We start from the raw sequence: 23639 nt of genomic DNA on the forward strand, positions 1-23639 counted from the left end.
TCTGGTCGCTGGCCGGAATTACTTGACGGCTGGCGCGTATTTCTTGGTGATCACCCATTGCTGGCCGATCGACAGGACGTTGTTGACAACCCAGTAGAGTACCAAGCCCGACGGGAAGAAGAAGAACATCACCGAGAATGCCAGTGGCATGAACAGCATCATCTTCGCTTGCATCGGATCGGCCGGAGCCGGGTTCAGCTTGGTCGTGATGTACATCGAAATCGCGTACAGCACGGGCAGGATGCACCATGGGTCATGCTGGGCCAGATCGGTGATCCAGCCGATCCATGGCGCGCCGCGGATTTCCACGGAAGCGTTCAAGACCCAGTACAGGGCGATAAAGACGGGCATCTGGATCAGGATCGGCAGGCAGCCGCCCAGCGGATTGATCTTTTCCGTCTTGTACAGCTCCATCGTGGCCTGGTTCATCTTTTGCGGATCACCCTTGAAGCGTTCGCGGATGGCTTGCATCTTCGGCGTGACCAGTTTCATCTTCGCCATGCTGCGGTAGCCGGCGGCCGACAGCGGGAAGAACAGCAGCTTGATCAGGATCGTGAAGGCGATGATGGTCCAGCCCCAGTTGCCCAGTACGCTGTGGATCTGTTCCATGACCCAGAACATCGGCTTGGCGATGATGGTCAGCCAGCCATAATCCTTGACCAGTTCCAGGCCAGGCGAGACGTTTTCCAGCAGATGCGCGATTTGCGGACCCGAGTACAACTTGCTGTCCATGCTGGCCGAGGCGCCAGGCGCCAGGGTAGGCAATGGCAGCACGTTGCCGATGGCGTACAGGTTGGGGCCGACCTTCTTCGTGAAGATGTCGCGCTTGGCGTTCTCGGGCGGAACGAAAGCGGACACGAAGAAGTGTTGCGAAATCGCAAACCAGCCGCCAGTCGCCGTGGCCGGATACAGGCCCTTCATGGCATTGTCGTTGCCCTTCTTCTCGTCTTCCACGGCCGCTTTTTCGATTTTCTCGAACGTCAGCTTCTGGTACTTGTCCTGTGGCGTGTACAGGGTCGGACCGGTGAAGCTGCTGTTGAAGAACGAATCGCCGACCGGCTTGTTGCCGTCATGCGTCAGCTGCAGATACAGCTGCGGCGTGACAGGTGCCGCGCCCACGTTGGCCACGTCGTGGCGCACGTCGATGACGTAGTCGCCGCGCTTGAAGGTAAACGTCTTGGTCAGCTTGACGCCGCCTTCGACCGCTTCCATCACCAGTTGCACTTGCTTGCCATCGGCCAGGGTGCGTACGCCAGGTTGCACGGTGAAACCGCTCGCGTGCGTAGGGAAGGGGCCGCCGACCAGGCCCGATTGCGCCAGATAGGTATGGTTCGCGCCTTCGTCGAACAGCACTTCGTTTTGCTTGCCGTCATCGGGCTGGCACCACTTGAACAGGCCGAAGCAGCCGCCAAACCAGCCCGGATTGCCCGCGCCCTTGAACTTCAGCAATTCCAGACGCTTGACCTGGCCGCCCAGGGTGTCGATATCGACCTTGATGACGTCGGTGGTGATGGTAATCACTTCGCGTTTGAACGCGGCGGGATCGACAGCCTCACCCGGCAGGGCAGGCACGCCTGCCGCAGCCGAGGCAGCCAGGGCATCCGTCTTGGCAGGGGTCGCAGGCGCCTTGGCGGTTTGTTCCGTGTTCGCGGAGAACATCGACGGCTTGCCGTTCGAGATCATCCATTCGTTCCAGAGAATTACCAGCGAGACGGAAAACACGATCCACAGGATGGTACGTTTATTGATATCCATTAGGGTATTTGTCAGGAGTGGTTGCAACCGCAAGCGGTCGTTGAAGATTGTTTGGCGTCGGCCGGCGGCACCGGGTCGACACCCCCCTCATTCCAGGGGTGGCAACGGCACAGGCGCTTGGCAGCCAGCAGGCTGCCCTTGGCCGTGCCGTGCACGCGCAGCGCTTCCATCGCGTAATGCGAACAGCTCGGATAGAAACGGCAATTCTGTCCCAGCATGGGGCTGATCAGCAACTGATAAGCGCGCAGCAGGAACAGCAGCAGGGTTTTCATGGCGCGGATGGTGGTGGCGTAGCAACAGAACGGGCCTGGGCGGCGATTTGCGCCGCGAACAGGCGGCCCAATTCCTCACGCAGCTCGGCTTTGAGCCGGGTCGTGGTGGCCGGGCCATCCTTGCTGTTGACGGCGCGCGACAAACGCACCACGCAGTCGACCGGCGGCATCGCGCTGTTGCGAAACAGCTCGCGCGTGACGCGCTTGATCGTGTTGCGGGTCGCCGCGCGCGGCGCGAAACGCTTGGCCACAACGACGCCCAGCCGCGCATGCGGCAATTGATTGTGTCGGGTGTACAGCACAAAATGCGCTGTTTTTTGCGAAGGGCGCAAACGAAAAACGGATGAAAATTCATCCGTTTTAACGATACGCCGAAAGCGCGCGAAGTCGTGTGAACCTTCGCGTTGATTGCCGACTGGAGTACAGCTAGCCACGCGATCAGCTGTCAACGACAAGCCTAGACGGCCAGACGTTTGCGGCCCTTTGCGCGACGTGCGTTGAGCACATCACGGCCACCACGGGTAGCCATACGAGCGCGGAAGCCGTGCGTACGCTTGCGGCGAACGACGGAAGGTTGGTAAGTACGTTTCATGTTGGTCTCGCTAAAAACAAAAAAAATGCAAAATCGGGTCTGACGTCCCGTCAGTTTTTGGTGCCAATGACAATCGCGCACTTATGCCAAGGCACAAGCTGGCCAATCTCATCGCCCGCTTGAACGCGCACCAAATCTACTACGCGGAGCGATTTGCGGCCTCCGGTGCTCACTGTGCCTTCGCACAGTTGCGCGCCTCAGCCACAACTCATCACCGCTCGCTACGATTTGGTACTGCGTCGTTAATCCACGCTTAGTCCATATTGTCGTTCCAAATGAATAAACACGGAATACGGGCGGGGAACCCTGAATTATTCAGCATATGCCCCCCTCTTGTCAAGGATTGCCGTGATCGCCTGGAAATTTTCGCGCCGCCCGCCAGTTGCTGGCAAGGCCACGCCACAGGCCGCGCCAGCACTGCCTGTGACGGGATAACCGGGGGATAAGTCGCCTCTTATGCACATGGCGCCCCACCCCGCCACAGAAAAATAAGCGTCGCGCCTGTGGATAACTTTGTCAGTCGGGAGTAGAATAGCGCGTTACGTGTGGCGAGCCCTCGCGCGACGCCGGCCTTGCAACACGGTGAACGCAGGGCAGAATCGATACGCCCTCCCACACCTTTTCACATAGACATACATGGATAATTTCTGGCAGGCCTGTTCCGCGCAGTTGGAACTGGAGCTGACACCGCAACAATTCAGTGCGTGGATCAAACCGCTTATCCCTCTCGATTACGAAGAGGGCAAGCTGCGCATTGCTGCGCCCAATCGCTTCAAGCTCGATTGGGTCAAGACCCAGTTCGCCAGCCGCATCACTGCGCTGGCCATTCAGTACTTCGAAGCGCCGACGGAAGTGCAGTTCGTGCTCGACCCGCGCCTGGCCCTGCCGAAGAAACCCGTCACCGCCAGCACCCCGGCCAGCGATCCGAATGGCGGCGCGCCCAGCGCGCGCGCCGCGGAGCCGCAGCCGAGCGTGCCTGAACTGAGCATCGGCGCCGCGCCGCGCCGCGAGCAGAGCCGCATCAACACCGACCTGACCTTCGACAGCTTCGTGACCGGCAAGGCCAACCAATTGGCGCGCGCCGCCGCCATCCAGGTGGCGAACAATCCGGGCGTGTCATATAACCCGCTGTTCTTCTACGGCGGCGTCGGCCTCGGTAAAACCCACTTGATCCACGCCATCGGCAACCAGGTGATGGCCGACAATCCGGGCGCGAAGATACGCTACATCCACGCGGAACAGTACGTCCGCGACGTAGTGACCGCTTACCAGCGCAAGGGTTTCGACGACTTCAAGCACTACTATCACTCGCTCGACATGCTGCTGATCGATGATATCCAGTTCTTTGGCGGCAAGAGCCGCACGCAGGAAGAGTTTTTCTATGCGTTCGAGGCATTAATTGCCGCGAAGAAACAGATCATCATCACCTCGGATACCTATCCGAAGGAAATCACGGGCATGGACGACCGCCTGATCTCGCGCTTCGACTCGGGCCTGACGGTGGCCATCGAACCGCCGGAACTGGAAATGCGCGTGGCCATTCTGTTGAAAAAAGCCAAGCAAGAAGGCGTGACCTTCTCCGACGACGTGGCGTTCTTTGTCGCCAAGCACTTGCGCTCGAACGTGCGCGAGCTGGAAGGCGCGCTGCGCAAGATCCTGGCGTACTCGCGCTTCCATGGCAAGGACATCACGATCGATATCGTCAAGGAAGCCCTGAAGGACTTGCTGTCGGTGCAGAACCGCCAGATTTCCGTGGAAAACATCCAGAAAACGGTGGCCGACTTCTTCAATATCAAGGTTGCCGACATGTATTCGAAGCGCCGCCCCGCGAATATCGCCCGGCCGCGCCAGATCGCCATGTACCTGGCCAAGGAATTGACACAGAAGAGCCTGCCGGAAATCGGCGAGCTGTTCGGCGGTCGCGACCACACCACGGTGCTGCATGCCGTGCGCAAGATCGCGCTGGACCGCACCAAGAACCCGGAATGCAACCATGAATTGCATGTGCTGGAACAAACGTTAAAAGGCTAAGCGCCGCTTGGGCAAGGCTGGCTCAAAACGTGCTTTACCCTTATTATCTGGGAGAGCGCCGCAGCCGGCCTGCCGGGGCTCCCCTTGCAATGATTGTTAAATTACTACGTTAAACTTCATACCTATACATTGAGGATAAATATGCAATTGGTCAAAACCACCCGAGATACCCTTCTCCGGCCACTGCAGATCGTGAGCGGTATTGTCGAGCGTCGGCACACTATGCCGATTCTGGCCAATATCCTCATCCGCAAAGACGGTGAAAATGTCTCCTTCCTGTCGACCGACACCGAAGTGCAGATCACCACGCACGCGCAAATCGGTTCCGGCGCGGACGTCACCGGCACCACCGTGGCCGCGCGCAAGCTGCTGGACATCCTGCGCGCCCTGCCCGAATCAGGCGACGTCACGATGACCCTGCTCAACAAGCGCCTGACCGTGCAAACGGGCAAGTCGCGCTTCGCCCTGCAAACCCTGGCGGCGGAAGAGTTTCCAACCGTGCAACAGGCGGAAAGCTACAACGCGTCCGTCACCCTGCCCCAGAAAACCTTGAAGCACCTGTTCAACATGGTGCATTTCTCGATGGCGCAGCAAGACATCCGCTACTACCTGAACGGCTTGCTGCTGGTTCTGGATGGCAATAATGTCATCGCCGTGGCCACCGACGGCCACCGCCTGGCGTTTTGCCAGGTCGCCACCGAGCAGACGTTCGCGCGCCAGGAAGTCATTATTCCGCGCAAGACCATCATCGAACTGCAGCGCCTGCTGGAAGAGAACGATGAGCCGGTACAGCTGGACATCGCCGCCAACCAGGTGAAACTGACCTTTGCCGACATCGAGCTGATCTCGAAACTGGTGGAAGGCAAGTTCCCCGACTACACGCGCGTGATTCCAAAAGGCTACAAGAACGACTTCACCATCGGCCGCGATGAACTGCTGCGCTCGCTGCAACGTGCCGCCATCATGACCAGCGACAAGTTCAAGGGCGTGCGCTGCATCATCACCCCGGGCAGCATGAAGATCAGCTCGACCAATGCGGACCAGGAAGAAGCCGTTGAAGAGCTGGAAATCGATTACGGCGGCGACTCCGTCGACATCGGCTTCAACGTGACGTATCTGCTGGACGTGCTGAACAACCTGAAATGCGAATACGTCAACATCGCACTGGGCGACTCGAACTCGTCCGCCCTGATCTCCATCCCCGACAATGCCGACTTCAAGTATGTCGTCATGCCGATGCGCATCTAAAGACCACAGCAATGACGTAGGTCGGATTAACGCAGCGTAATCCGACATGCTGAATCGCCGTCTGTCGGGTTACGCCGTTCCGGCTAACCCGACCTACGGTCATCAGCCAGCAGCCCCGAATCAATCAGCAATCGTTATTTGAGAAAGCAGTCCATGTCCGAGAATCCACAAGACACCCCGATCCAGGCCAAAACGGAAGAATACGGCGCCTCCTCCATCCAGATCCTGGAAGGCCTGGAAGCCGTGCGCAAACGCCCGGGCATGTACATTGGCGACACCTCGGACGGCACCGGCTTGCACCATCTGGTATTCGAAGTGCTGGACAACTCGATCGATGAATCGCTGGCCGGCCACTGCACGGAAATCCACGTCACCATCCACAGCGACAACTCGATCTCGATCACCGACAATGGCCGCGGCGTGCCGACCGGCCTGAAAATGGACGACAAGCACGATCCGAAGCGTTCGGCGGCGGAAATCGTCATGACCGAGCTGCACGCCGGCGGCAAGTTCGACCAGAACTCGTACAAAGTCTCGGGCGGCTTGCACGGCGTGGGGGTGTCTTGCGTGAATGGCCTGTCGAAATTGCTGAAACTGACCATCCGCCGCGATGGCAAAGTGCATCACATGGAATTCGTGCGCGGCGTGCCGCAAGACCGCCAGATCGTCATGGTCGGCGACATCGCCACCTCGCCGATCAAGGTCATCGGCGACACGGACAAGCGCGGCACCGACGTGCACTTCTGGGCCGACGAAGAGATTTTCACGCACGTGGAATTCCACTACGAAATCCTGGCCAAGCGCATCCGCGAACTGTCCTTCCTGAACAATGGCGTCAACATCAAGTTGTCCGACCAGCGCACGGGCAAGGAAGAAGTGTTCGCCTTCGAAGGCGGCACGCGCGGCTTCGTCGAATACATCAACAAGGCCAAATCGGTCTTGCACCCGACCATTTTCCAGGCCACGGGCGAGCGCATGTCCGACCAGAACACGAACATCTCGGTCGACGTGTCGATGCAGTGGAACGATGCCTACAATGAACAGGTGTTGTGCTTCACGAATAACATCCCGCAACGCGACGGCGGCACCCACCTGACGGGCTTGCGCGCGGCCATGACGCGCGTAATCAACAAATACATCGATGAACACGAGTTCGCCAAGAAGGCGAAAGTGGAAATCAGCGGCGACGACATGCGCGAAGGCCTGACCTGCGTCTTGTCGGTGAAAGTGCCGGAACCGAAATTCTCGTCGCAGACGAAAGACAAGCTGGTATCGAGCGAAGTGCGCGGCCCCGTCGAAGAGATCGTCGCCAAGACCCTGGCCGATTACCTGCAAGAAAAACCGAACGACGCCAAGATCATTTGCGGCAAGATCGTCGAAGCGGCGCGCGCCCGCGAAGCGGCACGCAAGGCCCGCGACTTGACGCGCCGCAAGGGCATCATGGACGGCCTGGGCCTGTCGGCCAAGCTGGCCGACTGCCAGGAAAAAGACCCCGCCCTGTGCGAACTGTACATCGTCGAGGGTGACTCGGCAGGTGGCTCCGCAAAACAAGGGCGCGACCGCAAGTTCCAGGCCATCCTGCCGCTGCGCGGTAAAGTCTTGAACGTGGAAAAAGCCCGCTTCGAAAAAATGCTGTCGTCCGAGCAGATCACCACCCTGATCGCCACGCTCGGCACCTCGATCGGACCGGACGAATTCAACGTCGAAAAGCTGCGCTACCACCGCATCATCATCATGACCGATGCGGACGTCGACGGCGCCCACATCCGCACCCTGCTGCTGACCCTGTTCTACCGCCAGATGCCGCAACTGGTCGAACGCGGCCACATCTATATCGCGCAACCGCCGCTGTACAAGGTGAAATCGGGCCGCGACGAGCGCTATCTGAAAGATGACGCCGAGGAAGCGAGCTACATGATGACGGTGGCGCTGAACACGGCCGTGCTGGTGCCGCGCACAGGCGCGGAAGGCATTTCCGGCGAGACCCTGACGGAACTGGTGCGCAAGTTCAACCTGTCGAACACCATCATGACGCGCCTGACGCGCGTCATCGACCGCGCCGCCCTGACGGCCATCATGACGGGCGTGCAGCTGGACCTGTCGACCCTGGACCTGGCGGAAACCTCCGCCCTGGCCCTGCAGACGGCCATCAACGACAGCGCCGTGCGCGTGCACGTGCGTTCCGACGACCTGTCGGAAAAACACATGCTGCGCATCGAACGCATGCACCACGGTAACGTCAAAGTCAGCGCCATCGACGCCGACTTCGTGCAAGGCCCCGACTACGCCGTGCTGAGCAGCGGCGCCGCCACCTTCGAAGGCCTGATCGGCGAAGGCGCCTTCGTGCGCCGCGGCGAAGGCGAGCGCATGAAGGAAATCGCCGTGGTCGACTTCCACCACGCCATGCAATGGCTGCGCGACGAAGCCGAACGCACCGTCTCGAAACAGCGCTACAAAGGTCTGGGCGAGATGAACCCGGACCAGCTGTGGGAAACCACGATGGACCCGACCGTGCGCCGCCTGTTGAAAGTGCAGATCGAAGACGCGATTGCGGCAGATCAAATCTTCACGACGCTGATGGGCGATGATGTGGAGCCGCGCAGGGCGTTTATTGAAAATAATGCGCTGCGGGCGGGCAATATTGACGTGTAAGCCAGCGTCCTTGGTTTCCGTTGCAGCCAAGGCGGCCCTCTTCAGGGCCGCTTTTTTTATGCACGCCAGTATCCTGCTACCAGATTGACATACTTGCTAAAAGCAAGCAATAATATGCCATAAGCAAGCAACTGGGAGCTATCACATGCAGGCGGATCAACTCGGCGAACGCACGGAGACCGTGCGTCGTTTCAACCGTTTCTATACGCGTCAGATTGGCGTACTGCATGAACACTTGCTCGACAGCGCGTTTTCGCTGACAGAGGTGCGCATCCTGTATGAACTGGCGCATCAGGCGCAACTGACCAGCGCGGACCTGTGCCGCGAACTGGGCTTGAACGCGGGCTATCTGAGCCGGGTCATTGCCGGCTTCGAAAAGCAGGGGCTGATCGCCAAGACGCGCTCGCCGACGGATGCGCGCGCGGCGCAATTGCAGCTGACCGAACAGGGACAGCGCACCCTCGCGTCCCTGGTCGACGCCTCGCGGCACGAAGTCGCTGCCATGCTGGAGCGCTTGCCGCCGACGGCGCAGCAGGAGTTGGTCTCTGCCATGGAGCAAATCCAGGGTTTGCTGGGGGAGGGATCGCCCAGTTCATCGCCCAGTTATATCCTGCGCAATCCGCAGCCGGGCGACATGGGCTGGATCATCCACCGGCAAGCTGTGCTGTATGCGCAGGAATATGGCTGGAACAACGAGTACGAGGCACTCGTTGCCGAGATCCTCGCCAAGTTCGTGCGGGAATTCGACCCGGCCCGCGAGCGCTGCTGGATCGCAGAGAAGGACGGCAAGGTAATCGGTTCCGTCTTCATCGTGCGCCAGGATGACACGACGGCCAAGCTGCGCCTGCTGTATGTCGATCCCTGCGCGCGCGGCCTGGGCATCGGCAGCCGCCTCGTCGAGGAATGCCTGCGCTTCAGCCGCCAGGTCGGCTACATGAAAATGGTGTTGTGGACCAACAGCATACTCACCGACGCACGCCGCATCTACGACAAGGCCGGCTTCCAGCTGGTCGAGGAAGAGGCGCATCACAGCTTTGGCAAGGACTTGATCGGCCAGGTGCTGGCGCGTGGCCTGTAAGCAGGCGCTTGACAGCTCCTGATGTGAAAGCGACTGTGGCGACACGAGGACAGTGGCCGCCGATTTCCTCGCTCATCTCCCCACTGCCCCCAAGAAACCAGTACACTAGTTCCTGAGCGCAACTAATTTTGTGCGCGCGCCAAGCCGCCTGCCGTTGCCGGGAGGCGTCCCTGCCGCAAGGCGTGTTGTCTGCCTGGACAAATGTCATGTTCACTTCGCGCAGCCTGTCTCCTGCCTTCTATTACCTGTTCTTTTCAGGAGAACGGGAGCAGCAGCAGCGCTTTTTCAAGGAACTGCATTTCATTTCGATAGCCATCCTGACGTTTGGCCTGGCTTGCTGGCTGGTCACGTTCAGCCTGACCTTGCCGCGCGCTTCGCTCGATCATGCGCAGGCGGCGCTGGGCGTGACGGGCATGCTGGTCGGGCTGGTGCTGACCAAGTATGCGAAGTCGCTGCAAGCGATCATCGTCAGCGGCACCATCAGCGTGCTGTTCATCGCTTTCAGCTTTCGCGTGCTGATGCTGGGCACGGAAGATCCCTCGTTCTGGGTATTGCCGCTGGGGGTGATGATCACCCTGACGACGGCGCCCATCTTCAGCGGCATCGCGTATTACCTGGGCGTGTCGCTGTGCGTGTGGGCCATCCTGGGGCTGGGGCAGTTTCCCGTGCATGCGGGACAGGCTGACCAGCATTGGCCGGTGCTGGCCGTCACTATCAGCGTGATCATCGGCCTGGCGCTGAATATCTATTTTCTCGTCTTGCGCATCCATAACTACCGCGCCCAGCGCGAACTGGCGACGATGGCTTACAAGGATGGCTTGACCGGGCTCAACAATCGCCGCATGTTCACGCAAAGCGCCCGCATCCTGCAGCGCACGGCGCACACGCCCGCATATTTTCTGATGATCGACATCGACGACTTCAAGCAGATCAATGACGTGTACGGCCATGACGCGGGCGATGAGGTGCTGAAAAAGATCGCCGACCTCATCGCGGGGCTGTCGGGCGAGCACCTGTGCGGCCGCCTGGGTGGCGAGGAATTCGCCGTCATTTACCTGGGTGAAAAGAACGCGGCCTGCGCCTTTGCCGCGCAGCTGGTCGACAGCGTCGAGGCGGCTTTCGTGCCGGAACGCAAGGTGTCCGTCAGCATCGGCATGGCGGAACTGATCAAGGAAGCGGACTTGTCGCACAGCTACCGGCGTGCCGATGAGTCGCTGTACCAGGCCAAGAAAAGCGGCAAGAACCGCTACGTGCTCAACGCCGCCTGAGCATTGCCGTTGGGCGCTGCATCGAGCAGCGCCAGCAACGCTTGTGGCGCAATCTTCCAGGGGTCGCGCTGCTCCGGGTCCACCTCATCCCAGCTGTCCTGGGCGCCGATCTTGAGGATGGTCAAGGGAATGTCCTTGCTCTCGAAGAAGGCCAGCATGCGGCGGATCAGACGGCTTACCTTGGCGTGGTCATCTTGATACAAGGAGCAGGTATAGAAACAGCCCTTCTCTCCCATGCGCAATTTCCTGGCCGCGCCGAGACGCGAGTAGACCCCGTACTTGTGCAGGAACTCGGTCACGACCGCATCGTCGACGGGAATACGGCAGGAAATGGTGATCTTGGCCATGGCAAGCGGGACAGTGATTCAATAGCCGAGCTTAGCAGAAAGCGTTTCATTCCTGAAATGCTAAGATCGCGGCCCGCGCATGCCGGCAAGCCCTCCGGCATGGCGTCCCGAGAAGGATAGCCATTGAACACCCGAGGAAACATCACTTTTCGCATGCTGTCGCTGTGCGCCGCCCTGTGCCTGCCGCTTTCCAGCATGGCACAAGCCATTTCTGCCGAGGATGCCGCCTTCGTGGCCGCCACCGTGCCCGTCTCCGTGCCGTCGCCACCGCTCAGCCTGAACGAGCATCCACAAATCCGCGCCGACGTCTTCCGGCTGCTGGGCTATGCGCGTGGCGACTATACGCAGGGCGATACCCTGGTCGCGCTCCAGGTGCTCGACAGCATGCGTTCGCTGCATGACATCGAGCGCACCATGCTGCCCGACGGACGCTCGGTGCTGGCCTCCATCGATGCCGGCACGCACGGTGCGCAGCGCGCCGCCATGCTGTTCGACCCGCAACGCAAGCTGTTGGCGCTGGCCCTTGTCAACGGCCATTGCCAGGCCGCCATCGGCGATGCCGCACCCGCCTGCCTGCCATCCACGCATGCCGTGCTGACCTTGTTCCTGCCACCGGACGCGGAGGATGAGATGGCCGCGCCGCTGCTCGTGTGGGCGCGGCAACTGCCGCCCATGCTGGCGCAGGCTGCGCCGCACCAGCGGCAAAGCATTGCTGTGGTGGAATACATCACCACCCGCCCCGACCAGCCCGGCTGGGAGCAGCGCGACGTGCCGCCCGGCTTCCCCCCCAGCTTGCAGCACCTGCTGCTGCCGAACGCGGAACTCAACAGCAGCTCCAGCGGCGGCAAACTCATCGCGCCGGCGGGCCTGGCCGGTTTGCCCATGCGCACGCCCACGGAAGCGGCCGAAGCCGGCGACGAGCCCATGCCCGATGCCAGCATCACCCTGCGCAGCTATGCCGACTTCCACTGGGTGCTCAACACCTACGCCAAACTGGCCAAGGGCGCGCAAGTGAAGGGGCATGACGACAAGGTGGTGTTCACGGGCAGCGATACGAGCGGCCGCTACACGGTGACCTTGCGCGAACAGGGCAAGAAAGACAGCGTCTTCATCACCGTGGCCAGCTGGAAGAAAGAATAGCTCCTACAAGTAGGCGCCACCCGAGACTTCGATGCGCTGGCCATTGACCCAGCGGTTGCTGTCCGACAACAGCGAGGCGATCATGGCGCCGATGTCATCCGGCTGGCCCACGCGGCCCAGCGCCGTTTGCGCGGCGATGAACTGGTTCGTCTGCGGATTGTCGCGCACGTCGCCGCCGCCGAAATCCGTGGCGATGGCGCCCGGCGCCACCGTGTTGACGGTGATGCCGCGCGCGCCCAATTCTTTGGCCAGGTAGCGCGTCATCACCTCGACCGCGCCCTTCATGGCCGCGTAGGCCGACATGCCCGGCAAGCTGAAGCGGGTCAAGCCGCTCGACAGGTTCAGGATGCGCCCGCCATCGGCGATCACTGGCAGCAGAGTCTGGGTCAGGAAGTAGACGCCCTTGAAATGGACATTCATGAGCTGATCGAACATGGCCTCACTGGTATCGGCAAACGGCGCCATCAGGCCGATGCCGGCATTGTTGACCAGATAATCCAGGGTATCGCGACCCCAGCTTTGCAAGGTGGCTTGCAGCGCATGCGAAAAACCGTCGAACGAGGCCACGTCGCCGCAATCGAGTTGCAAGACGGCGGCGCGGCGGCCCAGTAGCCCGATTTCGGCCGCCACCGCTTCGGCTTCGCCACGTTGCGCATGGTAGGTGAGGATGACGTCGACGCCTTGCCGGGCCAGGTGCAGGGCGGCATTGCGGCCCAGGCCGCGGCTGGCGCCCGTCACCAGTGCGATTGTTTGAGTGGTTGACATGTGCATTCCTTGGGTGGGTGAAGAGGCGACCAGTGTCGCGCCGCAGACAGTCCGCGTGAATAGGCAAAACTCCACATTCCATGCCTAAAACTCCAAACAGCTTGCCAGCCAACTAACAGGCACGCTACGATGGCTGCACAAAAAATAGTCAACACCGTCGCTGCTATCAGACCGGGAATGCCATGTCCACTAACTCATTGGCGGCCGCCATCGCCGCGCATACCGCAACGCGCGACACGCCGGATGGCTTTTATGCGACCGAGATCGCGGCGCTGAAACTGATGCGCATAGGCGAAAAAACCCTGCCCGCCTATGCGCTGTACACGCCCGCCCTGTGCCTGGCCGTGCAAGGTGCCAAGCAAGTGATGCTGGGCGATGCGCTGTTCGATTACGGCGCCATGGATTTTTTGATTGTCAGCGTGGACTTGCCTATTCTTGGCAGGGTGACGCACGCCACGCCGGAGCATCCCTTCCTTGCGCTAATCCTCGAACTCGACGTCAAGCTGTTGCAGGACGTGATACGCCAGCTCGACGGGGAGGCTGTCGCGCCGGGCACGGCGGCGCTGGGCGTCTTCGTGGGACGGCTGGAAGAGCAGGCGGCCGATTGCCTGCTGCGGCTGGTGCGACTGCTGGGCCAGCCGCGCGCCATCGCCATGCTGGCGCCATCCATCCTGCGCGAACTGTATTACTGGCTGCTGTGCAGCCCGCAAGGCGAACAATTACGCCGCCTGGTGGCGCCCGACAGCCGCACCCTGCGCATCGCCGAAGCCATCCACCTGATGCAAGCGGATTTTGCCGCCCCCATCGGCATCGGGCGCCTGGCGGCGCTGGCCGGCATGAGCGTCTCGTCCTTCCATGCGCACTTCAAGAGCATCACGTCGCTGACGCCGCTGCAATATCAAAAACAGCTGCGTCTGCTGCAAGCGCGGCGCCTGATCGTCACGCGCGCGGCCAATGCCTCGCAAGCCGCGTATCAGGTGGGCTATGAAAGTGCCTCGCAATTCAGCCGCGAATACACGCGCATGTTCGGTACGCCCCCCAGCCGCGAACGGGTGGCGGGTGATGTCATGCAGCACTGAAAGATTGCCCCCACGCATAGGCAAATGGCATTGTGCTATTTTGCGGTATGATTTTTTCTGTGCGGCTACGCCGAATCCCTGCCCTGCGCATCTATTGAACATCAATTGCCGACCTTGCTGGAATTCATCCCGTTTGCCGGCCCGCTGGCGGCGGCCGTCATCGCCGTGGTCGTGGCCGGTTTCAGCGGTTTCGAGCACGTGTTCTGGCTGATCGGCTTTATCGCCGCCTACCGTCTGTTCCAGGATTACGTGGTCAACCCATATTTAATGAGCGAAGGCGTGGAAGTGAGCCCGCCGATGGTGATCGTCGGCTTGCTGGCCGGCGACCAGTTGGGGGGCGTGGTCGGCATCTTCCTGTCCATGCCCGTGATGGCGGCCATCAAGATCGTCTTCGTGCGTGCGCGGGCGGCCTTGCAGGCGCGCCATGATGCGCATGAGAAAGCGGAACAGGCGGCAGAGGAAGCGCGCGCCCAGGCCTTGGCCGAGGCGGCGCGCTTGCAGGAACAGGGCAGCAAGGCCACCCTGCCAGCGCAGTAACTTAAGCAGTCACTTAGAATTCTTCCCACTCGCCGCTATTATCAGCAGCGGGCTTGGCCGGACGCGGTTTTGCAGCAGGGGCAGGTGCTGCCGCAGCGCGGGTTGGCGCCAGGCGCAGCGCCGGGCGTTTCAGGGCCGTGCTGGTGGTGGCGGCCACGACAGGCTTGCGCAAGGCAGGCTTGGCGGGAGCCGGGCCGCTGTGGGCGGCGTCGAGCTTGAAAATGCTGACCATCTCGGCCAGCGCCGCCGCCTGTTCCTGCATCGCTTCCGAGGCGGCCGCCGCTTCCTCCACCAGCGCCGCATTCTGTTGCGTCACGGTATCCATTTCCGCCACGGCTTGATTGATCTGGCCGATGCCCAGTTCCTGCTCATGGCCGGCGGCGCTGATTTCGCCCATGATGTCCGTCACGCGGCGGATGCTGGCCACGATCTCGTCCATCGTCGTGCCCGTCTGGCTGACCAGCGCGCTACCGGCGCCCACGTTCTGCACCGACGCTTCGATGAGCACCTTGATATCCTTGGCAGCCGAGGCCGAGCGGTGCGCCAGATTGCGCACTTCCGTGGCGACGACGGCAAAGCCACGCCCCTGTTCGCCGGCACGGGCCGCTTCCACGGCCGCGTTCAGGGCCAGGATGTTCGTCTGGAAGGCGATGCCATCGATCACGCCGATGATGTCGGCAATCTTTTTCGACGATTCGCTGATGCTGCCCATGGTGTCGACCACTTGCGCTACCAGCGCGCCGCCCTTGACGGCCACGTCCGATGCGGAGACGGCCAACTGGTTCGCCTGGCGCGCATTGTCGGAATTCTGCTTGACGGTCGAGGTCAGCTCTTCCAGCGAGGAGGCCGTTTCTTCCAGGCTCGACGCTTGCTGCTCCGTGCGGCTCGACAGATCCAGGTTGCCCGAAGCGATTTCATTGCTGGCCGTGGCGATGGCGCCACTGCCGTCGCGCACGCCGCGCACGGTGGTCGACAGGCGTTCCTGCATTTTCTGCAAGCCCGTCAGCAAGGCGCCCATCTCGTCGTGGCGCGTGATGACGATGTCATTGGCCAGGTTGCCGTCGGAAATGGCGCCGAAATGGCGCAGGGCCTGGTCCAGCGGGTTAAAGATGGCACGCAGCAGCAAGATGCTGGAAATAATGGTCAGCAAGGCACCGACGATCATGCCGCCGATGGCCATGGCCACCTGGGTACGGTAGCTGGACTGGCTTTCCGCATACATCCTGGCGGCCGAGGTGGCCTGGAATTGCGTCAAGGTTTCGGCCGCCTGGTCCAGGGTGCGGTACAGCGGCGTCAGCCCCGTCATCATCAAACCGTCCGCCTGTGCGACATTGCCGTCACGCAAAGCCTTGCTCATGACCAGCAAACCGTTGCTGATGTACTCGCTGCGCTTCTTGTCCATGTCGTCGGACAGGCGCTTTTCGTCCGCGCCTTGCGGCAAGGCCAGGTACACCTTCCAGGACTTGTTGGACGCTTCCATGAACGTTTCGGCACGCGCCAGGGTCTCCTTGGCATTGGCCGCTTCGGGGTGCACCATCACGCGGTCCATCGTGAACCGGGCGCGGCCCAGCAGAATCTGCGACTCGCCGATGGCTTGCGTCGATGCCAGCTGATTGCTGTAGACCTCGTTGAGGCTGTTGTTGGCCGATTTCAGGCTGATGATACTCATGACGCCCAGCACGGCGGTCAGCACGCCCAGCACACTCATGGTGGCAATCAGGCGCATTTTTATTGTTATGTTCGACAGCATGCAATTTTCCTTGGTAGGGGCGCAACCATGCCTGCGCTGGCCAAATGGGATGGCAGCAAGCGCCAGAGAGGCGGGTCACGTGAATTGTTCAGGACAGATCGATACGGCGTGTGCGGCGGCAGGGGGGAAGGCGGCCCGCGCATATCGTCAGGAGTGCAATACAGGGCAACGAGGTCGAGGTTTCCCGTACTTTTAATTTCCTGACTGCAAGATACAGGGAAAGATTACCAGTAGCAATATCCAGCATGGATTTTCACACTTTGTAACAAGCGGATGATGTTTTTTGCGCAGAACGGGCATTCCGCTGTCGTGCGCGGTCGCGCCGGAATGCCAGTTATGTTAATAGACGGTTTCTGTCATGAGCTTGCAGTCGAGCATGGTCAGCACGTGCCAGCCACCGTCCGGCGTCGACTTTCACGGCCCCTGTTTCACGTCATCGACGTACAGACCGCCACCGCCAGGTTCGACCCACTGGCCCTGCTTCTTGCCGTTCACATAGTTGCCCTGCCATTGCAGCACGCCATCGATGCGGCGCTCGCTGGGCCCATTCAAGCGGTCTTTCACGAAATGGTCGAAACCGGTGAAGCTGTGCATGTCCGCTGCGCGCCATTCGGCCACGCCCGGGCTCACTTCCCAGCGGCCCGTGCGCTGGCCCTTGATCATCAGTCCCGTCGTCGTTTCATCGCCGCTTGCATACGTCCATGGTCCTTCCGCCTTGTCGTCGACAAAGGCGCCAGACGAGCGGATGGTGTTCGGCTCTTCGTAGTGCCATATGCCGGTACGCTTGCCCTGCACATACTGGCCGCGGGCAAACACGCTGCCGATGTAGCCATTCACGTCGTATTCGATGAGTACCCCGTCCTGGCTGGCGGCAAAGCGTTGCGGCTGCGTTTCCCAGGTGATCCACTTGACGTGGTAGCTGGGCGCGCGGCTCCCTTGCCAGCCCTTGCCCAGCAGATAGGTCACCGTGAGGAAATGACCATCCTGGCCATCCTTTTTCTGGAAAGTTTTTTTATAGGCGAACGCGGGCGCATCGGCCGGCTTGCCGGGCAACAAGTCGCCATCGATATTGAAATAGCCGACCAGGGTGCCGTGCGCATGCTCGATGGCGTCGAACTCGGCCACGCCCGTGGGCGCGTAATCGATGCTGTAATCGATCAGCTGCAAACGGGCCAGCGCGGCGCGCACCCGCGCTTCGTCCATGGTTGTCGCGCCACGCACGATGGCGTCCAGCGCAGGCTGCAAGGTGGCCACCTTGAACATCCTGCCGCCGCTGCGCTCGTAGCGGTAGGCATGCAAGCCGTAGGCGACATCACTGCGGCTGAGCACGAACGTCGTTTCGCCTTCGCTGTCGAGATCAAGCTGGAACACGGCCGCGATGCTGACCTTGCCATACTTGTCCAGGTTCATGCGTTTTTCGCTGCCCTCATTGCACTGGCAGTAGTAGCCATTGACTTCGCCATTTTCCCGCAGGAAGGCCAGCACCACGCCGCCATCGCGGCGCTCGATGACGCTGGGGTAGGCCATCGGCTGGCCTGCATAAAAACGTGCTGCCGCCTGCGCTGGCGCCAAGGTACCCAGCGCCAGCAGCGCCGCCATCGCGCTCGTCCAAAATATTTGCCGCATGTCAACTCCACTGCCGAAAACCGCCATTATGCATGGCCATTCAGGCAAGGCCGGACACGCCAGGACGCCGGCCAAACAGCGGCCGCTGCACCGTCTGCGCCAGCAGCACGCCCAGCAGCGAAATGCCGCCGCCGGCCAGGTGGTACACATGCATGCTTTCGTGCAGCCAGACGATGGCCAGCAAGGCCGTCAGCAAGGGCAGCAGGTTGACGTAGATGCTGCAACGGTTCGGCCCCAGCAGTTTCACGCCTTCGATCCACAGATAGGACAAGACGATGGATGAGCCGATACCCGCATAGCCGATCAAAGGCAAGGTGGTGGCGTCCAGCCTGGCGTTGCCGGCCGGCAGCAGCAGGAACAGCGGCAGCATGCACGCCAGGGCCGCCAGCGCCTGGCAATAAATGGCTTGCCAGGCGGGAATGGACAAACGCCAGCGGCGCAGCAGCACGCCGTACAGAGCGAAGCTCAGGCAGGCCAGCAGCATCAGCGCATCGCCCGCATGCACGCCCTGCTGCAACAGGGCCAGCACGTCGCCGCGCCCCACCAGGTACAGCAAGCCGCCAAACGACAGCACGCCGCCGGCCGCCATGCCGAGCGTCAGGCGCTCGCCCAGCAGCAGCACGCTGAGCAGGGCCGTCATCAGCGGCGCCAGCGCCGTGACGATGGCCATATTCGTCGCCGTCGTCGATTCGGCGGCGCGGTAGGACAGGCTCTGGAACAGCGCCATCGACATCACGCCGCACAGGGCCAGTTGCCACCACTGGCGGCGGATGGCGGCGCGGTTGCGCCACAGCGGACGGGCGATGAACGGCGTCATCACCAACAGCACCAGCACCAGGCGGTAAAAGGTGATGGCCGTGGGGGCGATGCTGGACGCGGCCAGTTTCGAGACGACGACGTTGCCGGCCCACAGCAGCATGGCCAGGAATGGATACAAAAAGGCGCGCACAGGCATGCGAGGCTCCATAAAACATTGCGGGTATTCATCTTGCCGCAGGTGCGGGGCGCCTTCTCGCGCTAAAATGTCTGAACCTATCGCAAAAATGACCTTATTTGATGGATTGCACCTCCCCCGCCTTTCAGGAATTGCTGCCCGTCACGGCGCGCGCCATGGCGCTGGCCGTCGACTATGCGCATGGCCACGTGATTTCCGTGCACCGCCACACGCACGCGCAATTGCTGTACGCCATCGAGGGCGTGATGACCATCGAGGCGCAGGGCGGGCGCTGGGTGGTGCCGCCCACGCGCGGCGTGTGGCTACAGCCCGGCATCGCGCACCAGGTGCGCATGAGCGGCGCGGTGAAAATGCGCACCGTCTTCATCGACTGCGCCAGCTCTCCGCTGCTGCCGCGCCACAGCTGCGTGCTCGACATCAGCCCCCTGCTGCGGCAACTGATCGTGGCGGCCGTCGACATCGCGCCCGATTTCACGGAAGGCAGCCGCGACTGGCATCTGCTGCAATTGCTGTTGCACGAGCTCGACAGCCTGCCCGTGCTGCCCCTGTATCTACCCTTACCCGTGGATGCGCGCCTGCGCGGCATTTGCGCGCGGCTGATGGCGCAGCCGGGCGAACAGCAGACGGTGGCCCACTGGGCGCAGGAACTGGCGATCACCGAGCGCAGCCTGCACCGTCTGTTCCAGAAACAGACAGGCATGCGTTTTGGCCAGTGGCGCCAGCAGGCGCGCTTGCTGCGGGCGCTGGAACAATTGGCGCACGGCGGCAAGGTCATCGACGTGGCCATGGACAATGGCTACACGAGCCAGAGCGCGTTTGCCGCCATGTTCAAAAAGCATTTCGGCACCACGCCCACGGCGTTTTACCAGGCAAAAGTCATCGCAGCGTAAAAAAAATGCTGCTGTGCATCAATAATCATGGGCGATAGCCGCCGCTCTTGTTATCATCGCAAGCCTTATCGCAGCGCGCCCATCCTGGCAGCGCTGCTGATCCCATTTTCACGCCACCATGACACAGAACTTCTTCCAGACTTTTATCCTGCTCTTGCTCGTTACCGATCCGTTCGGCAACGTTTCCCTGTTCGTCAATGCCCTGAAACGGGTGCCGGTCGAGCGGCGCTGGAAAGTCGTGGTGCGCGAATGCATGATCGCCTTCGGCATCTTGCTGCTGTTCATGTTCTTCGGCCGCCATTTCCTGAACGCCTTGCAGTTGTCGGAAGTAGCGCTGCGCATCGGCGGCGGCGTGATCCTGTTCCTGATCGCCATGCGCATGGTGTTTCCGCAGCCCAACGCGGGCAATAGCGACCACGAGATGGGCGGCGAACCGTTCATCGTGCCGCTGGCCATCCCCGCGCTGGCCGGCCCGTCGGCCCTGGCGACCGTGCTGCTGTTTTCCTCGCATGAAATGAACGAAGTCATCGCCCACGTGGCGGGACTCACGGCCGTGGCCGTCGTCTGGCTGGCCGTCTTCCTGTGCGCCGAACGCTTGCAGCGGGCGCTCGGTCCAAGAGTCATGACGGCGTTTGAACGCCTGATGGGCTTGATCCTGACGGCGATGGCCATTGAAATGCTGCTGGCCGGCATACGCGCGTTCCTGAAGTCCGTTTAACTTCATCATTCATCCACTCAAGGAGTCCAGCATGAGCCGTTGCGCCCACCTTTGCCTGATGGCCGATTACAACCAGTGGATGAATGCCAAGGTGTATGCAGCGGCGGCCAGCCTGCCGCCCGGCGAACTGCAACGCGAGCGGGGCGCCTTTTTCGGCTCCCTGCTGGCTACCTTGAACCACGTGATGGTGGGCGACACACTATGGCTGCAGCGCTTTGCGCAGCACCCGGCCGGCTTCCCCCTGCTCGCCCCCATCCGCGCCATCACGCCGCCCGCGTCGCTCACGCACCCGCTGTTCGCGGCCGAGGATTTTGCCGCCATGCACGCGCACCGGCAATGGCTGGACCAGCTCATCATCGACTGGGCCGCCTCCATCCGGGAAGCCGACCTCGACCATTTGCTGGACTACCGCAACAGCAAGGGACCGAACCGGCGCGAGTTTTTCAGCCTGCTCATGCATTTCTTCAATCACCAGACGCACCACCGTGGCCAGGCCAGCACCCTGCTGTCGCAAACGGGCGTGGACATCGGCGACACGGATTTACTGTTTCGCATCCCCAACCATATTGCCGACTGACGGCGCGCGGTACACCCACGCTTTCACGGCAATCGCTGCCAGCGCCAAGGCCCCCAACAGCGCGCCGCAGGCCAGCGCCCCCGGCATGCCGTAGGACGCGATGGCCATGCCGCCCGCCAATGCGCCCACCGTCACGCCCAGGTTGATGGCGGCGATATACACGCCGATGGCGAACGCGGGCGCCTCGCGCGCTTCGCTGCTGAGCCACACTTGCGTCACGATCAGTCCGCTCGTGTGCGCCGCACCCCAAAACAGCAGCAAGACGGCCAGCGCCGCCCAGCCGATACCGCTGTCCGCAGACTGGTACAGCAGCCAGTACGCCAGCCCCAGCAGCACGGGTTGCAACACCACCGTGCGCAGCACATGCGTGCCCAGCTGGCGCCCCGCGAACAGATTGCCGGCCACGCCGCCCACGCCAAACACCACCAGCGCCAGCCCCGTCTGGCGTGCCGACAAGCCCGCTTCCTGCTGCAGGAACGCGGCCGCATACGCATATACGGCAAACATGGCGGCAAACACCAGCACGGCGGCGGCAATGTTGAGCCACAGGGCGGGTTTGCGCAGCACGGCCAATTGACGGCCATACGCCAGCGGCGCTTCGCGCGGCGTGTCCGGCAAGAACAGGTACAGCCCCAGCGCGGCCAGGGCGTTGACGAGGGCACAGGCGAGGAACGATGCCTCGTAGCCATACTGGGCGGCGATCCAGGTGGTCAGCGGAATGCCCAGCACCATGCCCATGCTGGTGCCCGTGAACGCATGCGCACCGGCCCGCGCCGCCTGCCGCGGCGGATACAGGGCGGCGGCGGCCACCATGGCCAGCGAGAAATACACGGGGTGGAACAGGGCCGGCACGATGCGCAGCGCCAGCAGCCACCCGAAGCGGGGCGCATACGCCGAGGCCACGCTGGCCAGCGCGAACACCAGCAGGGAGGCGATCAGCACCGGTTTGCGGCGCCAGCGCGTGGCCAGCAGCACGAGAAAGGGGCCACCCACGGCGATCACGAGGGCGAACAGGCTCACCAATGAACCCGCCTGCGCAGCCGTCACGCCATAGCGCTGCATGATCATCGGCAAGATGCCGACGACGCCAAACTCGATGCAATACACGCCGAACAAGCCCAGCGCAAGGAAGACGACGGGATGCGGGCGCGTCATGGCATTTCCTTGGCGCCATACACTGCCTGGCACAGTTCCGTCACGAACGGCCCCGCCATGCCCTCCAATGCCGTATTCGTAAACGCCACCACCGACAATTCTTGCGCCGGGTCAACAAACCACGAATGGCCATACGTGCCACCCATGCGCCAGCTGCCCACGGACTCCGGCGTGGCCGCCAGTTGCGGGTCGGTCAGTACCGTCACCCCCAGGCCAAAGCCACGTCCGGGCCAGAACGGCAAGTCGAAATCTCCCGTCTGATTTTCGCCCACCTGGCGCGCCAGCGCCGGCGGCAACAGCGGTGCGCCGCCCAGGCGCAGGGTTTCCAGCAGGCGCATGAAGTCCGGTGCCGAACCCACCATGCCGGCGCCGCCGGACGGAAACGCGTGTGCATCGAGCGCGCGCGCCGGCGATAAGGCAAAACCTGCCATGCCGTCGAGAAACGGCAGATGGTCATCCCCCGCATCGAGCAAGCGGCGCGGCCGGGACTCTCCCGCTGCGCGGTCCGCATACGCGACGGCCAGGCGCGCCGCATCCGTGGTTACAAAACCCGTATCGTGCATGGCCAGCGGCGCCGTCACCAGCTGTGCCACGGCGTGCGCCAGCGGCAAACCCGTCACCGCTTCGATCACGGCGCCCAGCACGTCGGTGGCGATCGAATACGCCCAGCGCTCGCCCGGCGCATACGCGAGCGGCACGGTGGCCAGGCGGCGCAGGTTATCCTCCAGGGAAATACGGGACGCATCCATGCCGTCCGATACCCCCGCCTGCGCATACGCGCCGCCCGGCGGCTGGAAGAAACCGTAGTCGAGCCCGGCCGTGTGCGTGAGCAAATGCCGCACGGTCATCGCCGCCACGGCGCCGTCCGGCTGGCGCGGCGCAAAATACGGCAGCCAGCGCGCCACCAGGTCATCCAGCTGCAAGCGATGCTGCCCCACCAGCGCCAGCGCGGCCGTCGAGACGATGGGTTTGCTGACGGACGCGAGGCGGAAGACTGCGTCCTCAACCATGGGCGTGCCCGCCTCGCGGTCCAGGTAGCCGGCCGCGCGGCGATACACGTCCCGGCCACGCTGGCGCACCAGCACCACGGCGCCCACCAGGCGCTGCTGCTGCAAAACGGCGTCGAGCATGGGATCGAGACGGGCGGACAGGGCAGCAGGAGAGAAGTTGTACATCATGGCTAAGCCTTTCAAATGATCAGACT

Annotated in this window: 21 protein-coding genes and 1 pseudogene; 11 read left to right on the forward strand and 11 right to left on the reverse strand. The window is 62.1% G+C overall.

Annotation, left to right across the window (positions count from 1 at the left end; translation table 11 throughout):
• Nucleotides 1–18: 18 nt before the first annotated feature.
• From yidC to rpmH, 4 genes are read right to left on the reverse strand one after another with little or no spacing between them, the layout of a single operon-like run.
• On the reverse strand, nucleotides 19–1755 hold the full coding sequence (yidC, locus tag AC54AF_RS15100; protein ID WP_496637185.1) for a membrane protein insertase YidC: 1737 nt from the start codon (nucleotides 1753–1755) through the stop codon (nucleotides 19–21).
• Between the two features lie 11 nt (nucleotides 1756–1766).
• Nucleotides 1767–2027 (reverse strand): membrane protein insertion efficiency factor YidD, encoded by a 261-nt coding sequence (gene yidD, locus AC54AF_RS15105; RefSeq protein ID WP_099380761.1) that lies wholly within the window; start codon nucleotides 2025–2027, stop codon nucleotides 1767–1769.
• Nucleotides 2024–2476 carry a ribonuclease P protein component gene (gene rnpA / locus AC54AF_RS15110; protein ID WP_496637186.1) on the reverse strand — a complete coding sequence of 151 codons (453 nt, stop codon included), beginning with the start codon at nucleotides 2474–2476 and terminating at the stop codon, nucleotides 2024–2026. The genes yidD and rnpA overlap by 4 nt, the downstream gene beginning before the upstream one ends.
• Before the next feature lie 8 nt (nucleotides 2477–2484).
• Nucleotides 2485–2619, reverse strand: coding sequence for a 50S ribosomal protein L34 (gene rpmH / locus AC54AF_RS15115; protein ID WP_010401996.1), 135 nt, complete (start codon nucleotides 2617–2619; stop codon nucleotides 2485–2487).
• A gap of 636 nt (nucleotides 2620–3255) precedes the next feature.
• Here rpmH and dnaA point away from each other — a divergent pair.
• The 5 genes from dnaA (at nucleotide 3256) to AC54AF_RS15140 (ending at nucleotide 10896) form a co-directional block, all read left to right on the forward strand.
• Nucleotides 3256–4650 carry a chromosomal replication initiator protein DnaA gene (dnaA, locus tag AC54AF_RS15120; protein WP_034781304.1) on the forward strand — a complete coding sequence of 465 codons (1395 nt, stop codon included), beginning with the start codon at nucleotides 3256–3258 and terminating at the stop codon, nucleotides 4648–4650.
• A gap of 141 nt (nucleotides 4651–4791) precedes the next feature.
• Nucleotides 4792–5898, forward strand: coding sequence for a DNA polymerase III subunit beta (dnaN, locus tag AC54AF_RS15125; RefSeq protein ID WP_071075104.1), 1107 nt, complete (start codon nucleotides 4792–4794; stop codon nucleotides 5896–5898).
• 153 nt (nucleotides 5899–6051) lie between these two features.
• A complete protein-coding gene (gene gyrB / locus AC54AF_RS15130) occupies nucleotides 6052–8550 on the forward strand; it encodes a DNA topoisomerase (ATP-hydrolyzing) subunit B (protein ID WP_496637187.1) in 2499 nt (832 codons plus the stop codon).
• Nucleotides 8551–8695: 145 nt separating this feature from the next.
• Complete coding sequence (locus tag AC54AF_RS15135; protein WP_496637188.1) at nucleotides 8696–9628, forward strand: bifunctional helix-turn-helix transcriptional regulator/GNAT family N-acetyltransferase; 933 nt, start codon at nucleotides 8696–8698, stop codon at nucleotides 9626–9628.
• Nucleotides 9629–9834: 206 nt separating this feature from the next.
• Nucleotides 9835–10896 carry a GGDEF domain-containing protein gene (locus tag AC54AF_RS15140; protein WP_496637189.1) on the forward strand — a complete coding sequence of 354 codons (1062 nt, stop codon included), beginning with the start codon at nucleotides 9835–9837 and terminating at the stop codon, nucleotides 10894–10896.
• Here the strand turns inward: AC54AF_RS15140 and AC54AF_RS15145 are convergent.
• Entirely contained in the window at nucleotides 10875–11243 is a 369-nt protein-coding gene (locus tag AC54AF_RS15145; protein WP_496637190.1) for a hypothetical protein, read from the reverse strand. The two genes, AC54AF_RS15140 and AC54AF_RS15145, sit on opposite strands and share 22 nt — an antisense overlap.
• Before the next feature lie 123 nt (nucleotides 11244–11366).
• On the opposite strand from AC54AF_RS15145, the gene AC54AF_RS15150 reads away from it, so the two are divergent.
• Nucleotides 11367–12383 carry a hypothetical protein gene (locus AC54AF_RS15150; RefSeq protein WP_496637191.1) on the forward strand — a complete coding sequence of 339 codons (1017 nt, stop codon included), beginning with the start codon at nucleotides 11367–11369 and terminating at the stop codon, nucleotides 12381–12383.
• A 3-nt stretch (nucleotides 12384–12386) separates the two neighbouring features.
• On the opposite strand, the gene AC54AF_RS15155 is transcribed toward AC54AF_RS15150, so the two are convergent.
• Nucleotides 12387–13148: an SDR family NAD(P)-dependent oxidoreductase gene (locus AC54AF_RS15155; protein WP_496637192.1), complete on the reverse strand. Its 762-nt coding sequence runs from the start codon at nucleotides 13146–13148 to the stop codon at nucleotides 12387–12389.
• A gap of 182 nt (nucleotides 13149–13330) precedes the next feature.
• Here AC54AF_RS15155 and AC54AF_RS15160 point away from each other — a divergent pair, with 182 nt between their 5' ends.
• Both AC54AF_RS15160 and AC54AF_RS15165 read left to right on the forward strand, forming a co-directional pair.
• The gene (locus tag AC54AF_RS15160; protein ID WP_496637193.1) at nucleotides 13331–14227 is read left to right on the forward strand and encodes an AraC family transcriptional regulator; all 897 of its coding nucleotides are present in this window, start codon (nucleotides 13331–13333) and stop codon (nucleotides 14225–14227) included.
• Between the two features lie 114 nt (nucleotides 14228–14341).
• A pseudogene (locus AC54AF_RS15165) lies at nucleotides 14342–14764 on the forward strand (AI-2E family transporter); the annotation flags it as partial.
• 13 nt (nucleotides 14765–14777) lie between these two features.
• On the opposite strand, the gene AC54AF_RS15170 reads toward AC54AF_RS15165, so the two are convergent.
• The 3 genes from AC54AF_RS15170 to AC54AF_RS15180 form a co-directional block, all read right to left on the reverse strand.
• Entirely contained in the window at nucleotides 14778–16514 is a 1737-nt protein-coding gene (locus AC54AF_RS15170) for a methyl-accepting chemotaxis protein (RefSeq protein ID WP_496637194.1), read from the reverse strand.
• Nucleotides 16515–16928: 414 nt separating this feature from the next.
• Complete coding sequence (locus AC54AF_RS15175) at nucleotides 16929–18140, reverse strand: toxin-antitoxin system YwqK family antitoxin (RefSeq protein WP_496637195.1); 1212 nt, start codon at nucleotides 18138–18140, stop codon at nucleotides 16929–16931.
• Nucleotides 18141–18180: 40 nt separating this feature from the next.
• The gene (locus AC54AF_RS15180; protein ID WP_496637196.1) at nucleotides 18181–19095 is read right to left on the reverse strand and encodes a DMT family transporter; all 915 of its coding nucleotides are present in this window, start codon (nucleotides 19093–19095) and stop codon (nucleotides 18181–18183) included.
• 101 nt (nucleotides 19096–19196) lie between these two features.
• On the opposite strand from AC54AF_RS15180, the gene AC54AF_RS15185 reads away from it, so the two are divergent.
• The 3 genes from AC54AF_RS15185 (at nucleotide 19197) to AC54AF_RS15195 (ending at nucleotide 21280) form a co-directional block, all read left to right on the forward strand.
• On the forward strand, nucleotides 19197–19985 hold the full coding sequence (locus AC54AF_RS15185) for an AraC family transcriptional regulator (protein ID WP_496637197.1): 789 nt from the start codon (nucleotides 19197–19199) through the stop codon (nucleotides 19983–19985).
• Between the two features lie 118 nt (nucleotides 19986–20103).
• Complete coding sequence (locus AC54AF_RS15190; protein WP_070302926.1) at nucleotides 20104–20703, forward strand: MarC family protein; 600 nt, start codon at nucleotides 20104–20106, stop codon at nucleotides 20701–20703.
• Between the two features lie 31 nt (nucleotides 20704–20734).
• The gene (locus AC54AF_RS15195; RefSeq protein WP_496637198.1) at nucleotides 20735–21280 is read left to right on the forward strand and encodes a DinB family protein; all 546 of its coding nucleotides are present in this window, start codon (nucleotides 20735–20737) and stop codon (nucleotides 21278–21280) included.
• Here AC54AF_RS15195 and AC54AF_RS15200 read toward each other — a convergent pair.
• Both AC54AF_RS15200 and AC54AF_RS15205 read right to left on the reverse strand, forming a co-directional pair.
• Nucleotides 21245–22435, reverse strand: a complete 1191-nt coding sequence (locus tag AC54AF_RS15200; RefSeq protein WP_496637199.1) for an MFS transporter — start codon at nucleotides 22433–22435, stop codon at nucleotides 21245–21247. The two genes, AC54AF_RS15195 and AC54AF_RS15200, sit on opposite strands and share 36 nt — an antisense overlap.
• Nucleotides 22432–23613, reverse strand: a complete 1182-nt coding sequence (locus AC54AF_RS15205) for a serine hydrolase domain-containing protein (protein ID WP_496637200.1) — start codon at nucleotides 23611–23613, stop codon at nucleotides 22432–22434. The genes AC54AF_RS15200 and AC54AF_RS15205 overlap by 4 nt, the downstream gene beginning before the upstream one ends.
• Nucleotides 23614–23639 lie beyond the last annotated feature (26 nt).

It is taken from the genome of Janthinobacterium sp. JF4 (assembly GCF_059617925.1).

Coding starts and splice junctions, on each gene's coding strand:
- yidC (WP_496637185.1), bottom strand. CDS start 1,755: ATGGATATCAATAAACGTACCATCCTGTGGATCGTGTTTTCCGTCTCG.
- yidD (WP_099380761.1), bottom strand. CDS start 2,027: ATGAAAACCCTGCTGCTGTTCCTGCTGCGCGCTTATCAGTTGCTGATC.
- rpmH (WP_010401996.1), bottom strand. CDS start 2,619: ATGAAACGTACTTACCAACCTTCCGTCGTTCGCCGCAAGCGTACGCAC.
- dnaA (WP_034781304.1), top strand. CDS start 3,256: ATGGATAATTTCTGGCAGGCCTGTTCCGCGCAGTTGGAACTGGAGCTG.
- dnaN (WP_071075104.1), top strand. CDS start 4,792: ATGCAATTGGTCAAAACCACCCGAGATACCCTTCTCCGGCCACTGCAG.
- gyrB (WP_496637187.1), top strand. CDS start 6,052: ATGTCCGAGAATCCACAAGACACCCCGATCCAGGCCAAAACGGAAGAA.
- AC54AF_RS15135 (WP_496637188.1), top strand. CDS start 8,696: ATGCAGGCGGATCAACTCGGCGAACGCACGGAGACCGTGCGTCGTTTC.
- AC54AF_RS15140 (WP_496637189.1), top strand. CDS start 9,835: ATGTTCACTTCGCGCAGCCTGTCTCCTGCCTTCTATTACCTGTTCTTT.
- AC54AF_RS15145 (WP_496637190.1), bottom strand. CDS start 11,243: ATGGCCAAGATCACCATTTCCTGCCGTATTCCCGTCGACGATGCGGTC.
- AC54AF_RS15155 (WP_496637192.1), bottom strand. CDS start 13,148: ATGTCAACCACTCAAACAATCGCACTGGTGACGGGCGCCAGCCGCGGC.
- AC54AF_RS15160 (WP_496637193.1), top strand. CDS start 13,331: ATGTCCACTAACTCATTGGCGGCCGCCATCGCCGCGCATACCGCAACG.
- AC54AF_RS15170 (WP_496637194.1), bottom strand. CDS start 16,514: ATGCTGTCGAACATAACAATAAAAATGCGCCTGATTGCCACCATGAGT.
- AC54AF_RS15175 (WP_496637195.1), bottom strand. CDS start 18,140: ATGCGGCAAATATTTTGGACGAGCGCGATGGCGGCGCTGCTGGCGCTG.
- AC54AF_RS15180 (WP_496637196.1), bottom strand. CDS start 19,095: ATGCCTGTGCGCGCCTTTTTGTATCCATTCCTGGCCATGCTGCTGTGG.
- AC54AF_RS15185 (WP_496637197.1), top strand. CDS start 19,197: ATGGATTGCACCTCCCCCGCCTTTCAGGAATTGCTGCCCGTCACGGCG.
- AC54AF_RS15190 (WP_070302926.1), top strand. CDS start 20,104: ATGACACAGAACTTCTTCCAGACTTTTATCCTGCTCTTGCTCGTTACC.
- AC54AF_RS15195 (WP_496637198.1), top strand. CDS start 20,735: ATGAGCCGTTGCGCCCACCTTTGCCTGATGGCCGATTACAACCAGTGG.
- AC54AF_RS15200 (WP_496637199.1), bottom strand. CDS start 22,435: ATGACGCGCCCGCATCCCGTCGTCTTCCTTGCGCTGGGCTTGTTCGGC.
- AC54AF_RS15205 (WP_496637200.1), bottom strand. CDS start 23,613: ATGATGTACAACTTCTCTCCTGCTGCCCTGTCCGCCCGTCTCGATCCC.